At 60.5% G+C, this 14,962-nt stretch carries 15 protein-coding genes and 1 pseudogene; 13 read left to right on the top strand and 3 right to left on the bottom strand.

Translation table 11 applies throughout. From position 1 onward, the window contains the following. Positions 1-106 precede the first annotated feature (106 nt). Positions 107-766 (top strand): glutathione S-transferase family protein, encoded by a 660-nt coding sequence (locus AACW30_RS01750; protein ID WP_200622391.1) that lies wholly within the window; start codon positions 107-109, stop codon positions 764-766. A 157-nt stretch (positions 767-923) separates the two neighbouring features. On the opposite strand, the gene argH is transcribed toward AACW30_RS01750, so the two are convergent. After that, complete coding sequence (gene argH, locus AACW30_RS01745) at positions 924-2,318, bottom strand: argininosuccinate lyase (RefSeq protein ID WP_200622389.1); 1,395 nt, start codon at positions 2,316-2,318, stop codon at positions 924-926. Between the two features lie 388 nt (positions 2,319-2,706). On the opposite strand from argH, the pseudogene AACW30_RS31455 reads away from it, so the two are divergent. The 8 genes and pseudogenes from AACW30_RS31455 to rsd all read left to right on the top strand — a co-directional run. Beyond that, positions 2,707-2,823: pseudogene (locus AACW30_RS31455) on the top strand (sensor histidine kinase); the annotation flags it as partial. Further along, entirely contained in the window at positions 2,820-3,566 is a 747-nt protein-coding gene (locus AACW30_RS01740; RefSeq protein ID WP_119737269.1) for a LytR/AlgR family response regulator transcription factor, read from the top strand. The pseudogene AACW30_RS31455 and the gene AACW30_RS01740, both read left to right, overlap by 4 nt. A 137-nt stretch (positions 3,567-3,703) precedes the next feature. Then, positions 3,704-4,645: a hydroxymethylbilane synthase gene (hemC, locus tag AACW30_RS01735; RefSeq protein WP_200622387.1), complete on the top strand. Its 942-nt coding sequence runs from the start codon at positions 3,704-3,706 to the stop codon at positions 4,643-4,645. After that, on the top strand, positions 4,642-5,391 hold the full coding sequence (locus AACW30_RS01730; protein ID WP_200622380.1) for a uroporphyrinogen-III synthase: 750 nt from the start codon (positions 4,642-4,644) through the stop codon (positions 5,389-5,391). Before hemC ends, AACW30_RS01730 begins: the two co-directional genes overlap by 4 nt. Positions 5,392-5,432: 41 nt before the next feature. After that, positions 5,433-6,548 (top strand): uroporphyrinogen-III C-methyltransferase, encoded by a 1,116-nt coding sequence (locus AACW30_RS01725; protein WP_106575817.1) that lies wholly within the window; start codon positions 5,433-5,435, stop codon positions 6,546-6,548. Positions 6,549-6,553: 5 nt separating this feature from the next. Further along, entirely contained in the window at positions 6,554-7,795 is a 1,242-nt protein-coding gene (locus AACW30_RS01720) for a heme biosynthesis protein HemY (RefSeq protein WP_106575816.1), read from the top strand. A 236-nt stretch (positions 7,796-8,031) separates the two neighbouring features. Continuing rightward, positions 8,032-8,553: a disulfide bond formation protein B gene (locus AACW30_RS01715; RefSeq protein ID WP_200622378.1), complete on the top strand. Its 522-nt coding sequence runs from the start codon at positions 8,032-8,034 to the stop codon at positions 8,551-8,553. A gap of 209 nt (positions 8,554-8,762) precedes the next feature. Continuing rightward, positions 8,763-9,221 carry a sigma D regulator gene (gene rsd / locus AACW30_RS01710; RefSeq protein WP_200622377.1) on the top strand — a complete coding sequence of 153 codons (459 nt, stop codon included), beginning with the start codon at positions 8,763-8,765 and terminating at the stop codon, positions 9,219-9,221. A 53-nt stretch (positions 9,222-9,274) separates the two neighbouring features. Here rsd and AACW30_RS01705 read toward each other — a convergent pair whose 3' ends face one another. Continuing rightward, entirely contained in the window at positions 9,275-9,952 is a 678-nt protein-coding gene (locus AACW30_RS01705) for an FKBP-type peptidyl-prolyl cis-trans isomerase (RefSeq protein WP_119737275.1), read from the bottom strand. Between the two features lie 192 nt (positions 9,953-10,144). Here AACW30_RS01705 and AACW30_RS01700 point away from each other — a divergent pair, with 192 nt between their 5' ends. Then, positions 10,145-11,221 (top strand): AlgP family protein, encoded by a 1,077-nt coding sequence (locus AACW30_RS01700; RefSeq protein ID WP_200622375.1) that lies wholly within the window; start codon positions 10,145-10,147, stop codon positions 11,219-11,221. Here AACW30_RS01700 and AACW30_RS01695 read toward each other — a convergent pair. After that, positions 11,218-11,682 (bottom strand): TIGR02444 family protein, encoded by a 465-nt coding sequence (locus AACW30_RS01695; RefSeq protein ID WP_200622365.1) that lies wholly within the window; start codon positions 11,680-11,682, stop codon positions 11,218-11,220. The genes AACW30_RS01700 and AACW30_RS01695 overlap by 4 nt on opposite strands. Positions 11,683-11,732: 50 nt before the next feature. On the opposite strand from AACW30_RS01695, the gene AACW30_RS01690 reads away from it, so the two are divergent. The 3 genes from AACW30_RS01690 to AACW30_RS01680 all read left to right on the top strand — a co-directional run bounded on the left by AACW30_RS01690 (position 11,733) and on the right by AACW30_RS01680 (position 14,937). Further along, a complete protein-coding gene (locus AACW30_RS01690) occupies positions 11,733-13,643 on the top strand; it encodes an ATP-binding cassette domain-containing protein (protein WP_119737279.1) in 1,911 nt (636 codons plus the stop codon). Further along, on the top strand, positions 13,643-14,215 hold the full coding sequence (locus tag AACW30_RS01685) for a mechanosensitive ion channel family protein (RefSeq protein ID WP_106575809.1): 573 nt from the start codon (positions 13,643-13,645) through the stop codon (positions 14,213-14,215). Before AACW30_RS01690 ends, AACW30_RS01685 begins: the two co-directional genes overlap by 1 nt. An 89-nt stretch (positions 14,216-14,304) precedes the next feature. After that, positions 14,305-14,937, top strand: a complete 633-nt coding sequence (locus AACW30_RS01680; protein ID WP_106575808.1) for a LysE family transporter — start codon at positions 14,305-14,307, stop codon at positions 14,935-14,937. The last annotated feature ends 25 nt before the right edge of the window (positions 14,938-14,962 follow it).

Below are 14,962 nucleotides of genomic sequence, written 5' to 3'. Positions count from 1 at the left end.
GCCGCCAGTCTACCCCCATTCAGGCAGGTGATGCTGCTGGTCAGGTCGGGCCGCACGCTCTATAACTTCTGCAGCCAACCCCACACCCGGCCTGGAGGCATTCGCGATGCTCAAGCTTTACGGATTTTCGGTCAGCAACTACTACAACATGGTCAAACTGGCGCTGCTGGAGAAAGGCCTACCGTTTGAAGAAGTGCCATTTTATGCAGGCCAGACGCCTGAAGCGCTTGCGGTAAGCCCGCGAGGCAAAGTGCCGGTGCTGGGCGTCAAGCAAGGCTTTATCAATGAAACCAGCGTGATTCTGGAGTACATCGAACACACTCAGGAAGGCCCTTCGTTGCTGCCGGCCGAGCCTTTTCAGCGGGCTCAGGTGCTGGCGCTGTGCAGGGAAATCGAGCTGTACATCGAGTTGCCCGCCCGCGCGTGTTTCGCCGAGGCGTTCTTCGGTATGCCGGTGCCCGAGGCGATCAAGGAAAAATCCAAGGCTGAGTTGCTGTTGGGGATCAGTGCTTTAGGTCGACACGGCAAGTTTGCGCCGTACGTGGCGGGGGAGAGCTTCACGCTTGCCGATCTGTATTTCATGTACAGCGTGAACCTCGCCTGTGCCGTGGGCGAGAAGCTGTTTGGCCTGGATCTGCTGGCTGAGTTGCCGAAGGCGAAAGCGCTGCTGGAGCGACTGCACGCGATGCCCAACGCGCAGAAAGTGGCGGCGGACAGGGAGGCAGCGATGCCGGCGTTTATGGCGATGGTTGCGGCCAAGAAGTAATCAGCCGTGCACACATCAAATGTGGGAGCGGGCTTGCTCGCGAAAGCGGTGTGTCAGTCAACATATAGCGACTGGTCTACCGTATTCGCGAGCAAGCCCGCTCCCACACTTTGAGTGAACCCATTCAAAGGTGGGAGCTGGCTTGCCTGCGATGCTTTTAGCGGCTGGCGAGCAGTTCCTGGCCGCGTACGACGGCGGCCTTGACCTGCGCCGGTGCAGTCCCGCCCACGTGATTACGCGCATTCACCGAGCCTTCCAGGGTCAGCACGGCAAACACGTCCTGCTCGATCTGGTCGCTGAATTGGCGCAACTCTTCCAGGCTCATTTCTGCCAGGTCCTTGCCGGTGTCCACGCCGTATTTCACGGCATGGCCGACGATTTCGTGGCAGTCACGGAACGGCAGGCCACGGCGCACCAGGTAGTCCGCCAGGTCGGTTGCCGTGGAGAACCCGCGCAAGGCCGCTTCACGCATGATCGCGTGCTTGGGCTTGATCGCCGGGATCATGTCGGCAAATGCACGCAGCGAATCGCGCAGCGTGTCGGCGGCGTCGAACAGCGGCTCTTTGTCTTCCTGGTTGTCTTTGTTGTAGGCCAGTGGCTGGCCCTTCATCAAGGTCAGCAAGCCCATCAGCGCGCCGAATACACGGCCGCTTTTGCCACGCACCAGCTCAGGCACGTCGGGGTTTTTCTTTTGCGGCATGATCGAGCTGCCGGTGCAGAAGCGGTCCGGCAGGTCGATGAACTGGAATTGCGCACTGGTCCACAGCACCAGTTCTTCGGAGAAGCGCGACAGGTGCATCATCGCGATGCTGGCGGCAGCGCAGAATTCGATGGCGAAGTCACGGTCCGACACGCCGTCCAGGGAGTTGCCGCCAACCGCGTCAAAACCCAGCAGTTGTGCGGTGTATTCGCGGTCGATCGGGTAAGTAGTGCCGGCCAGTGCGGCGCTGCCCAACGGCATGCGGTTGGCGCGCTTGCGGCAATCCAGCAGGCGCTCGTAGTCGCGGCTGAGCATTTCGAACCAGGCCAGCAAGTGGTGGCCGAAGGTCACCGGTTGCGCAGTTTGCAGGTGGGTGAAGCCGGGCATGATAGTGCTGGACTCACGCTCGGCCTGCTCGAGCAAACCTTTTTGCAGGCGGGTGATTTCGCCCAGGATCAGGTCGATTTCGTCACGCAGCCACAGGCGAATATCGGTAGCCACCTGGTCGTTACGGCTGCGACCGGTGTGCAGTTTCTTACCGGTCACACCGATGCGATCGGTGAGACGGGCTTCGATGTTCATGTGCACGTCTTCCAGGTCGACGCGCCAGTCGAACGTGCCGGCCTCGATTTCACCGCGAATGGTGGTCAGGCCATCGATGATGCTGTCGCGCTCGGCGTCGGTCAGCACGCCGACCTTGGCCAGCATCGTGGCGTGGGCGATCGAGCCCATGATGTCGTGGCGGTACAGGCGCTGGTCGAAAGTGACGGAGGCGGTGAAGCGCGCGACGAAGGCGTCGACGGGTTCACTGAAGCGGCCGCCCCAGGACTGGTTGGTCTTGTCGGTGCTCATGGATTCGCTCGTGATCTGCTTAAAAGAGGCGTTGAGGTGTGCCGCCGATAATAACAGGGTTGCACTTGGAGGCGGTGCTGCGGGTGGTCGGCATTTTTATTTGTGCCAAAGGTGGCTAAGTGCCTTGCCGCCGAACGCTTCCGGGAAGAGACTGGAACAGGCCTTTATTGAAACGATATTTGACGATTGAGCAATATCGTCTCAGCGAGCGTCTACAGTTGCACTGATAGAGCGTGAATGCACCAAAGTCGGGTGATGCGGTCATAGCCTGACTATCCATTAAAAAAGGGGGGTATTCGGATTGTGTATCAGCAAACCCTACGACGATGCCCGAAGGCAGCAGGTCTTGGGCGCAATTGAACAGGTCCGGGTAAATATGGGTGCCGCTGCCGGGGCACTTTTTGCCGCTCGCGCTAGTCTTAGCGTGGATCGCTGTGACGCAAGTCACCGCACCTGTCTACGCTATCCTTGTGCGAGACTCACGCAGGAATCCAGCGCAATATGAATGTCCTGATCGTTGATGACGAACCCCAAGCCCGCGAGCGACTGAGCCGTTTGGTCAGTGAACTCGAGGGTTATACAGTCCTTGAACCGAGCGCCACCAACGGCGAAGAGGCGTTGACGCTGATCGACAGTCTCAAGCCGGATGTGGTGTTGCTCGATATTCGCCTGCCGGGCCTTGATGGCTTGCAAGTGGCCGCCCGCTTGAGCGAGCGAGAATCGCCGCCTGCCGTGGTGTTGTGTGCAGCTCAAGAAGAGTTTTCTGCGCAAACCCTGGAAGACAGCGGTGTCAGCTTTCTTGCCAAGCCGGTGACCGCTGAGGCGCTGCTCAAGGCCCTGAAAAAGGCCGAGCGTCCCAACCGCGTCCAGCTCGCCGCTTTGACCCAGCCAGCAGCTCAGAGTGGTAACGGGCCACGCAGCCATATCAGTGCACGGACCCGTAAAGGTATCGAGCTGATTCCGCTGAACCAGGTGGTCTACTTTATCGCCGACCACAAGTACGTGACCTTGCGTCACGAGACGGGTGAAGTGTTGCTCGATGAGCCGCTCAAGGCCCTTGAGGACGAATTCGGCGACCGCTTTGTGCGCATCCACCGCAACGCGCTGGTGGCCCGTGAGCGAATAGAACGCCTGCAGCGCACGCCGCTGGGGCACTTTCAGTTGTTCCTCAAAGGGCTTAACGGCGATGCCTTGATCGTCAGCCGACGCCACGTCGCCGGTGTGCGCAAGATGATGCAGCAGCTTTAGCCAGGGGCTTTGGCGAGGTCTGCATGCTGTATCCCGGTGCGACGCGGCCAGGGAGGCCCCGCACTTGCTGATTCAAATCAAAGCGTGTTTGCCTGAGCTGTTATTATCTGCCGTATCTATTCAGTACGGATTGATCCATGTCCTCTCGCGAAATCCGCATCGCCACCCGTAAAAGTGCCCTGGCCTTGTGGCAGGCCGAATACGTCAAAGCACGCCTTGAGCAAGCCCACCCAGGGCTGAAAGTGTCTCTGGTGCCCATGGTCAGTCGCGGCGATAAGCTGCTCGACTCGCCATTGTCGAAGATTGGCGGCAAGGGCTTGTTCGTCAAGGAACTGGAAACCGCACTGCTGGAAAACGAAGCCGACATCGCCGTGCATTCGATGAAAGACGTGCCGATGGACTTCCCTGAAGGTCTTGGCCTGTATTGCATCTGCGAGCGCGAAGACCCGCGTGACGCGTTTGTATCCAACACTTACACGTCGCTGGATGAGCTGCCCTTGGGCAGTGTCGTCGGCACCTCAAGCCTGCGTCGCCAGGCGCAGTTGCTGACTCGCCGGCCGGACCTGCAAATTCGTTTTCTGCGCGGCAACGTCAATACCCGTCTGGCCAAGTTGGATGCGGGCGAATATGACGCGATTATTCTTGCAGCGGCTGGCCTGATTCGCCTGGGCTTCGAAGACCGCATCACCTCGGCCATCAGCGTGGAAGACAGCTTGCCCGCGGGCGGACAAGGCGCTGTGGGTATCGAATGCCGCACCGCGGACAGTGAAATTCACGCCCTGCTCAAACCCCTTGATCATCAAGACACCGAAGTGCGTGTCACGGCCGAGCGCGCGCTGAACAAACGCCTCAACGGCGGCTGCCAGGTACCGATCGCCTGTTACGCCGTGCTCGAGGGTGAAAACCTGTGGCTGCGTGGCCTGGTAGGCGACCCCGCAGGCGGCACGCTGCTCACCGCCGAGGTTCGCGGGCCGCAGCGTGATGCTACCGCGCTGGGAATTCAGGTGGCAGAAGAGCTGCTGGAAAAAGGCGCCGGTGTCATTCTGCAAAAAATCTATAGCGAGGCTGGTCCGCAGTGACCGACTGGCGTCTGTTGCTGACGCGGCCTGTCGAGGAAGCGATGGCCCTGGCCGCGACGTTGTCCGAGGCCGGCATTTTCAGCAGCAGCCTGCCATTGTTGGCGATCCAGGCCTTGCCGGTGACGGCTGAGCAACAAGCGGTCTTTTGTGATCTGGGTCGTTATAGCGCGGTCATCGTGGTCAGCAAGCCTGCCGCGCGCCTGGCCTTGCAACAGCTGGATCGGCATTGGCCGCAACTGTCCTGGTTCAGCGTCGGCGCGGCCACCGCGCAAGTACTGGCCGATCACGACCTCACTGTTCATTACCCGCAAACCGGCGACGACAGTGAGGCCTTGCTTGCACTGCCCGCCTTGCGCGAGGCTATCGCACACCCCGATGCGCGGGTGTTGATCCTGCGTGGCGAAGGCGGGCGGGAGCTGCTGGCTGAGCGTTTACGCGAGCAAGGTGCTAGTGTCGATTATCTGGAGTTGTATCGTCGCTCCCTTCCGGTGTACGACGCCGGGGAGCTGATGCAACGCATACAGTTGGAACGCTTGAACGGCGTGGTGGTCAGCAGTGGGCAGGGTTTTTTGCACCTGCAAGCGTTGGCTGGCCCCGATTGGCCGCAGGTGGCACGGCTGCCATTGTTCGTGCCCAGCCCTCGCGTCTATGAAATGGCGCGGGCCGCTGGCGCAGAAAAAGTTGTGGATTGTCGCGGTGCGAGTGCCGCGGCTTTGTTAGTGGCGTTGCGCAGCGCTGCCTTGTGAGGCAAGCCGCGCCCACTCTCTGATACGCAAAGGACGGATACGTGAGCGAAACAGCCTTGCCTAAAGATGAAACCCAGCCCGCACTCGATGCGCCGGTTGAGTCACCGGTCGCCGCGCCACGCCGTGGCAATGGCCTGGCAATCGTGGCCTTGTTGCTCGGCGCCGCAGGTGTCGCCGCTGGCGGATGGGGCATTTGGCAGGTCCGCGCCCTGCAAGCCGGCAGTCAACAACAGTCGAGCCAGGTGCAGGCACTCGACGAGCAATCCCAATCCCTCAAGCAGAGCCAGCAACAGCTGACTACCCGACTGGCGCAATTGCCCGGTGCAGATGAGCTGGAAGAGCGCCGCCGTCTGGTCGCCCAGTTGCAGGGCGATCAGCAGCGTTTGAGCCAGCGCCTGGAAACCGTGCTGGGTGCCAGTCGCCAGGACTGGCGCCTGGCTGAAGCCGAGCATTTGATCCGTCTGGCCAGCTTGCGTTTGTCTGCCCTGCAGGACATCAACAGCGCGCAGTCACTGGTCCAGGGGGCTGACGAAATTCTGCGTGAGCAAAGTGATCCGGGCTCCTACGCCGCACGCGAGCAACTGGCCAAGAGCCTTGCCGCGTTGCGCAGTACCGAGCAGCCGGACCGCACCGGGCTTTATCTGCAACTCGCCGCGCTTCGCGATCAGGTTGTACAACTGGCGGCTATTGCCCCGGAATATCAGCTCAGCGAGCCGGGCTCTCAAGGTCGTCCGACCAGCGATACGCAAGGTCGCCTGAGCCAATGGTGGGAGGAGATTTCCCGCTACTTCCGCATCGACTTCAACCCGGACGACAACATTCGACCGTTGCTCGCCGGTCAAGGCCTGAATCAGGTACGCCTGGCGTTGAGCCTGGCTCTTGAGCAGGCGCAATGGGCTGCGCTCAATGGTGAAACGGCGGTGTACAGCCGTTCCCTGGGCGAGGCGCGCAGTGTCCTGCAAGATAACTTCAACCAGGACAACCCGCAGAGCAAAGCGATGCTTGCGCGTATCGCCGAGCTTGAGCCCAAGGCCGTTTCCGTGGTCACGCCTGACCTGGCGGCCAGCCTGGCCGCCGTGCAGGCCTACCTCGAACGTCGTCATCTGTCTGCCGATGAAGCCAAGGCGTCGGCGGGCACGCCAGCGACCCAGGAGTAGAGCCGATGAAGCGTTTCTATGTGATCCTGGTCCTGGCGATTGCAATCGCCCTGGCGCTGGGCGTGGGCATTTCCAAGCACACCGGCTACGTGCTGATTACCTATCCCCATCTGCTGCATTACGAGTCGAGCCTGTGGGCAACGCTGGTGGCCGTGTTTGCCGTCGGCCTGGCGATCTATCTGATCCGTGTGTTGCTGAGCCTGCTCAGCACCTCCGGTGGAGTGGTCAACCCATGGTCGCGACGTAACCGCAGTCGCCGGGTACAAATTGCGATTGAGCAGGGCCAGCTGGACCTCGCCGAAGGTCGCTGGGCCAGTGCCGAACGCCACCTGCACCGCGCCGCCGAAGCGGAGCGCCAGCCACTGCTGTACTACCTTGGCGCGGCACGTGCGGCCAACGAGCAGGGCCGTTATGAAGAATCCGACGGTTTGCTGGAGCGCGCGCTGGAGCGCCAGCCCCAGGCTGAGCTGGCGGTTGCCTTGAGCCATGCGCAATTGCAGATGGACCGTGGCGATACAGAAGGCGCCTTGGTGACCTTGCAGGCGATGCACGAGCGTCATCCGCACAATCCGCAGGTGCTGCGACAGTTGCAGCGTCTGCATCAGCAGCGGGGCGATTGGTCATCAGTGATTCGCTTGTTGCCGGAGCTGCGAAAAGACAAAGTCCTTCCCGCCAGCGAGCTGGCCGAGCTGGAGCGTCGCGCCTGGGGTGAAAACCTCGGGCTGGCGGCCCAGCGTGAAGAGCAGGGTGAAGCAGGCTTGCAGTCTCTTGATCGGGCGTGGGAGCAACTCACATCCGCCCAGCGCCAGGAGCCGCAGCTGGTTCTGGCATACGCCGAGCAACTGCGCCGGCTGGGGGCCGACGCCAAGGCTGAGGACGTGCTGCGCAGCGCCATCAAGCGCGGCTATGACAGCCACTTGATCCGGCTTTATGGTTTGTTGCGGGGCGCTGATTCGGCCCGGCAATTGAAGTTTGCCGAAGGCTGGCTCAAGGATCACCCGGGTGACGCCAGCTTGCTGCTGACCCTGGGTCGCTTGTGCCTGCAAAACAGCTTGTGGGGCAAGGCGCGGGATTACCTTGAAAGCAGCCTGCAGGTTCAACGCAACCCTGAGGCCTGCGCTGAGCTGGCACGGCTGTTGGCCCAATTGGGTGACACCGAGCGCAGCAATCAGCTGTTCCAGGAGGGTCTGGGGCTGCTGGACAGTCGCTTGCTGGCATCACCGTTGCCCATGCCCGCGCGGGTATGAAGTAGGAAAGTTGGCGAAGGTTGGCTCGGACGTTTCTGAGAGCCAACCCTTCGTTAGCCTGTAAATACTGGGTCTAAAGCGCTACGTAGTAAATTCCTACTGATAGCTGCTTAAAGTCATCCAGGGTCTGACGAGATATCCCTATGCTCTCGCGGAATTGTCTGCTCTAACGAGTATTGAAAGGGGTCAGGCCTTTCCTCTACCGTGACGGCCTATCTCTTGCGGTACGGATAACAATGTCTTTGGCCCCTTCACGCTCCTTGTTTTTCCTGGCGTTCATGGCTGGTGTGCTGACGTTGGGCGCGTCGTTTTATCTTGAGTACGGCGCGTTGCTACGCCCGTGTTTCCTTTGCCAGCTGCAACGTATCTTTCTGGCAGCCTTCACGCTGATCAATCTGATCGCGGCCATTCATAATCCAAAGCGCTCTGCGGTTTACCTCTACGGGTTTGCCAGCATGGGCTGCGCATTGCTCGGCGCTATCACTGCCGTACGCCAGGTGCTGCTACAAAATGCCGCACCGGGGCAGACCACCGATTGTTGGCCAAGCCTGCACTACATGATTGAAAACCTGTCGCTGTGGCAAGCACTGCAGTTGACCGTCAAAGGCACTGTCGATTGCGTTGAGATCAACTGGACACTGCTCGATCTCAGCGTTCCCGAATGGAGCTTGCTGTTCTTCCTGGCCATGCTGATGCTGGGCATCCTGCAGTTTTCGCGGTTGTTTTTAAGTCGCCGATGGGGTCTCGCAAGGCCTTGAAAGTGTGTCGCGGGTCGTAGGACGGGATTAAACACTTGTATGAACTTTCTCTCCTGCGTACCTTGAAGCCATAGTCATGCGGGCATAATCTGGCCCGCACGCATTATCGAAACCGTTTGCCAAATGCGGCCTTGTCCGGCTGCTGCTTTTATCCTTGAGTGTTGCGCGGGCACAGGCGGCAGCGCCCCCTATAGGGAAGAGAGATCATCATGCTGGAAAGTTGTCAGAATGCTCAGGAACGCTGGGGTGGGGTGCACAAGCTGATCGACAGCTGGTTGAAGGCACGTCACGAACTGGTTCGGGCCTTTGATGCTCTTGGCGCCAAGCCCGAAGCATTGGGTGAGAATCGCGAGCCGCTGCAAGACTTTTGCGTTGTGTTGGTGGACTACGTGTCTGCCGGACATTTCGGCGTCTACGAACAACTGACCAAAGAGGCGGAAGCCTTTGATGATCAGCGTGGTCTGGACTTGGCCGAGACCATCTACCCGCGCATCGATGTCATCACGGAAAAACTGCTGGTGTTCACCGAATTGTGCGATGCCGGCAAATGTGTTGCCGAAAAATTCAAAGAGCTTGGCGGGTTACTGCACGAACGTTTCGAGCTGGAAGATTGCCTGATCGAAGTGTTGCACAACGCTCACAAAGAAGAGGCCGCCACCCAGGCCTGAGCCTTGGCGGCGAGACAAAAAACGGTGCGCATGGCGCACCGTTTTTTATTGGGTCAATGGCGAGTGCCGAGCAGTTCGATCTCGAACACCAGCGGCGTATAAGCAGGGATCAACTCGCCAGCACCGTCGGCGCCATAGGCTTGGGCGGAAGGGATCACCAGACGCCATTTCGCGCCTACCGGCATCTGTTGCAGCGCGCTGCTCCAGCCGCTGATCACACTGTCCAGGCGAAACCATTGCGGTTGTGTGCTCTGATCGAAGACAGTCCCATCGGGCAACCGCCCTACGTATTTCACTTGCACCTCATCACTGGCCAACGGCTTGCTGCCGGTACCCGGCGTCAGCTCCGTCAGCAGGATGCCATTCGATAACTCACGCACGCCGGCTGTTGCTTTTTCCTTGGATAAAAATTGCTGTTCGGCAGCGAGTGCTTTTTCGCTTTGCGGTGCCTCAGCCTCGGCCGCGCTCTGTGCTTCGTGCTCGGCGAGGATCTGCTCGATCCGTGCATTGTCCAGCGCCAGTGGTTTGCCTTGATAGGCTTGTTTAAGGCCATCGATCAACGCCTGGATCTGCAGGTCGGGCACTTCCTGGCGCAGTCGTTCGCCGAGGCTGGCGCCCAAGCTGTAAGCAAGGTCGTGCGGGTCTTGGGCTGTAGTTTTTGACGGCGATTGTTCTGCCGCATGGGTCATGGAAACCACCAAGCCAAGCATTAAAAAAAGGTAACGCGACATGGTTATTCTCCCGCCGAAAGTGCGACGGATTATGCCAGTGTGAGTGCGTAAAAAGTGCCGTGGTTTTTCGTTATATCGATAAGAATTTTCCTACGGTGCAACGCAAGGCAAACGATACTGTCAACATGCCCTAGCGGCGGTAAGAGCAGAGGGCTAGTATGAGCCGCACCCACGTCAGCCAGGAGGTAAACCATGTCGGCCAAACAGAAGCCTGTAAATACCCCGTTGCATTTACTCCAACAACTTTCGGGCAGCTTGCTCGAACATCTGGAAAGCGCGTGTTCCCAAGCCTTGGCTGATGCAGAAAAACTGCTCGCCAAATTGGAAAAACAACGCGGTAAAGCGCAAGAAAAGCTGCACAAATCCCGTACCAAACTGCAAGACGCCGCCACCGCCGGCAAGGCTAAGGCACAAGCCAAAGCCAAAGACGCCGTCAAGGAACTTGAGGATCTGCTGGACGCCCTCAAGGATCGCCAAGCTGAAACCCGCACCTACATTTCCCAACTCAAACGCGATGCTCAGGAAAGCCTGAAGCTGGCCCAGGGCGTTGGTCGTGTGAAAGAAGCCGTGGCTAAAGCACTGGGTGCTCGCACGCCAGCAAAAGCCGTTGCGTCGAAGGCTTCGACTAAAGCAGCGTCCAAATCCGCGGGCAAAACTGCTGCTGCAAAACCAGCTGCTAAAACTGCTGCTGTAAAATCAGCCGCCAAGCCAGCCGCTAAAACTGCTGCTGCAAAACCAGCCGCCAAACCAGCCGCCAAAACTGCTGCTGCAAAACCAGCCGCCAAGCCAGCCGCTAAAACTGCAGCTGCAAAACCGGCCGCCAAGCCAGCCGCTAAAACTGCAGCTGCAAAACCAGCCGCCAAGCCAGCTGCCAAAACCGCTGCTGCAAAACCGGCCGCCAAGCCAGCCGCTAAAACTGCTGCTGCCAAACCAGCCGCCAAGCCAGCTGCCAAAACTGCTGTTGCAAAACCAGCTGCCAAGCCAGCCGCTAAAACTGCTGCTGTAAAACCAGCCGTCAAGCCAGCCGCTAAACCCGCTGCTGCAAAACCAGCGGCCAAGCCAGCTGCCAAACCGGCTGCTGCAAAACCAGCTGCCAAGCCAGCCGCAAAACCCGCTGCTGCAAAGCCAGCCGCCAAGCCTGCACCGGCCAAGCCAGCAACCCCTGCAGCTCCGGCTGCTACCCCGGCACCGTCCACCGCTCCAACTGCGTCGGCCAGCAGCACGCCTGCACCGGTAGCGCCAAGCACCACCCCAACCAGCGCTTCCTAAGTGCCGGTGGCCTCGACGCGCAGCGACTGCAGCGCGTCGTGGTCAAGGTTGGCGGCTTCGGTCGCCAAGCCTTCAAGCCATCTCGATTGACCCCCTTTCTCGCCCGTCGGCCATGCTTGCGCCAACGCTTGCAGGCGTGTCAGCAACTGCCGTTCAGCTTCCAACTCCAGGGCCTTGACCCTTTCGCGTAGCGTCGCCAATTGCGCATCCTGCTGCGCCATGGCTCGCCATTGCACGCGTATCTGCCGCAATGGTTCGACCACGTCTTGCTGCCACGGCTGCGCAATCTGGCGCAACGCCTGCATGCGTTCGGCGGTCGGTGCAACACCGCGCTGCTCCAGCCAGGCGCCGCAGAGCAACAGGCACACATCCGCGCCTTGTGCCTGCAAGCGCAGGCAAGCGGCTTCGACGCCCGAGTGGGCATACGTCGAGAGGGCAAAGCTCCACAGGTCAGCGCACATATTCACACCCAAGCCAGCGGCCAACGAAGCTGGTAGACTCCGCCGCCATTATGATCCGACTTCAAAGCCTAACATTACAGCGTGGCCCGCAACGTCTTCTTGAAGACGCCGAGCTGACCCTGCACGCCGGTCACAAAGCCGGCCTGATCGGTGCCAACGGCGCCGGCAAATCCACGTTGTTCGCCCTGTTGCTCGGTGAGCTGACCCCGGATTCCGGGAACTGCCTGCTGCCGGCCGACTGGCGCATCGCCCATATGCGCCAGGAGATCGACACCCTGGACCGCATCGCGATCGACTACGTGCTCGATGGCGACCTGCGCCTGCGCCAGGTACAACACGACCTGGCCGAGGCCGAGAAAGCCCAGGACGGCGCCGCCCAGGCCCGCCTGCACTCGGAACTCGACAGTGCCGACGGCTACACGGCCGACGCTCGCGCCCGCAAGATGCTGGCCGGCCTTGGTTTTACCAATGAACAGATGGACCGCCCGGTCGCCGACTTCTCCGGCGGTTGGCGCATGCGGCTGAACCTGGCCCAGGCGCTGATGTGCCCATCCGACCTGCTGCTGCTCGACGAACCGACCAACCACTTGGACCTCGATGCGATCCTGTGGCTGGAGGATTTCCTCAAGAGCTACCCGGGCACCTTGTTGCTGATTTCCCACGACCGGGATTTCCTCGACGCTGTGGTCGACAATATCGCCCACGTCGAACAGAAGAAAATCACGCTCTACCGTGGCGGCTACACCGCGTTCGAACGCGCCCGCGCCGAACGCCTGGCTCAGCAGCAGCAAGCCTTCGAGAAGCAGCAAGCGCAACGTGCGCACATGGAAAGCTACATCGCCCGGTTCAAGGCCCAGGCCACCAAGGCCCGTCAGGCCCAGAGCCGGATCAAGGCGTTGGAGCGCATGGAAGAGCTGTCGGCGGCCCACGTCGATTCGCCGTTCGACTTCGTGTTCCGCGAGTCGGTAAAGATCTCCAGCCCGTTGCTGGACCTTTCGGATGCACGCCTGGGTTATGGCGACAAAACCATCCTGGAGAAGGTCAAGCTGCAGCTCACGCCGGGTGCGCGTATCGGTTTGCTCGGCCCCAACGGCGCAGGCAAGTCGACGCTGATCAAGAACCTGTCGGGTGAACTGCAACCCCTGGCCGGCCGCCTGACGCGCGGCGAGAACCTGGTGGTGGGCTACTTCGCGCAGCATCAGCTGGATTCCCTCGATTCCAAGGCCAGCCCGTTGCTGCACCTGCAGCGTCTGGCGCCGACCGAACGTGAGCAAACCTTGCGTGACTTCCTTGGTGGCTTCGACTTCCGTGGCGCACGCATCGATGAGCCGGTGTTGAACTTCTCCGGCGGCGAAAAAGCCCGTCTGGCCTTGGCCCTGATCGCCTGGGACCGGCCAAACCTGCTGCTGCTCGACGAACCGACCAACCACCTGGACCTGGAAATGCGCCTGGCGCTGACCATGGCCTTGCAGGAATTCAGTGGTGCGGTACTGGTGGTGTCTCACGATCGCCACTTGCTCAAGAGCACCACCGACAACTTCCTGCTGGTGGCTGACGGCAAAGTTGAAGAGTTCGACGGCGACCTGGACGACTACGCACGGTGGCTGACGGACTACCGTCTGCGCAACGCGCCAGCCAGCAACACGCCGGTCAACCCGGACAAAACTGACAAGAAGGCCCAGCGCCAGGCCGCCGCCGCACTGCGCCAGCAGTTGGCGCCGCACAAGCGCGAAGCCGACAAGCTGGAAGCCGAGCTGGGCAAGGTGCACGAGCGCCTGGCCAGGATCGAAACCAGCCTGGGCGACAGCGCCGTGTACGAGGCGGCGCGCAAGGACGAGTTGCGCGACCTGTTGGCCGAACAAGCCAAGCTCAAGGTGCGTGAAGGTCAGTTAGAGGAAACCTGGATGGAAGCCCTCGAACTGCTGGAAACCCTGCAAGCGGAGCTGGAGGCGCTGTCCTGATGGAAGCGCTGCAATTGCCATTGCCGACGCAGTGGGTCGAACCGGTCTGGATCGCTGTGCAAATCCTGCTGATCCTGCTGGCGGGTTATCTCGCCCAGCGCTTCGTCGCCAAGGGTCTGAATCGTCTGGGGGAGCGCTACCCGTTCCCGCCACAACTGCTGATGCCCCTGCGTGGCGGCCTGCGCTGGCTGATCATGGGCAGCGCGTTGATCTTTGTGCTGGGCCGTCTTGGTGTGTCAGCCACGGTGCTGTGGACGGCGCTGTCGGGGTTTGTCGCAGTGGCCGCCGTGGCGTTTTTCGCGATGTGGTCGGTGCTGTCCAACCTGCTGTGCGCGATCTTGATTTTCACCGTCGGGCCGTTCCGCCTGGGTGACATCGTTGAGTTGGTGGATACCGTCGACAAACCGGGCGTCAAAGGCCGGGTCGTGGCGATCAACCTGCTCTACACCACATTGATCGAAGTGCAGGACGCCGGTACCGACAGTGCGATGGTGCAAGTGCCTAACAGCCTGTTCTTCCAGCGCTCGGTGCGGCGTTGGCCCGGCACCCATGTGTTTCCGGGCGACCGCTAGTATTTACATCCTGTAAAAATATCTAGCCAGCCTTTGCTCGGCGGAGTTAGCTTTAGGCTCAACCGCTAACTCTCCCTCTGAGGTGTGTAATGGCACTCGACACATGGCTGGCCTTTTTTGTGGCCAGTTGGATCATCTCCCTGTCCCCCGGCGCTGGCGCCATCGCGTCGATGTCCAGCGGCCTGCAATACGGTTTCCTGCGCGGCTATTGGAATGCCATTGGCCTGCAACTGGGCCTGGCGATGCAGATTGCTGTGGTCGCGGGTGGCCTGGGTGCCATTCTGGCGGCGTCCTCGAACGCGTTTTATGCGATCAAATGGTTTGGCGTGGCGTACCTGGTGTACCTCGCGGTCAAGCAATGGCGCGCGCTGCCCATGGACATGAGCGAAGATTCAGCCATACGCCCGATCGGCAAGCCGCTGGCGATGATGTTCCGTGGTTTTCTGGTCAATGCCAGCAACCCCAAGGCGCTGGTGTTCATGCTGGCGGTGCTGCCGCAGTTCGTGAACCCGCAGGCGCCACTGCTGATTCAGTACCTGATCCTGGGCGCGACCATGATCTGCGTCGATATGATCGTGATGGCGGGCTATACGGGGCTGGCGTCGAAGGTCTTGCGCCTGCTGCGCACGCCTAAACAGCAAAAACGCATGAACCGCACCTTTGCCGGGTTGTTTGTGGGGGCTGCGGGTTTCCTGGCCAGTCTGCATCGCGCAACGGCTTGATTGACGAAACCGGATCAAAAATGTG

Origin of the sequence: Pseudomonas sp. MF6747 (assembly GCF_963890955.1) — a bacterium.
Lineage (GTDB): Bacteria > Pseudomonadota > Gammaproteobacteria > Pseudomonadales > Pseudomonadaceae > Aquipseudomonas.
Note: the sequence above shows the minus strand (reverse complement) of the source record. Positions and strands in the feature narration are given on the sequence as shown.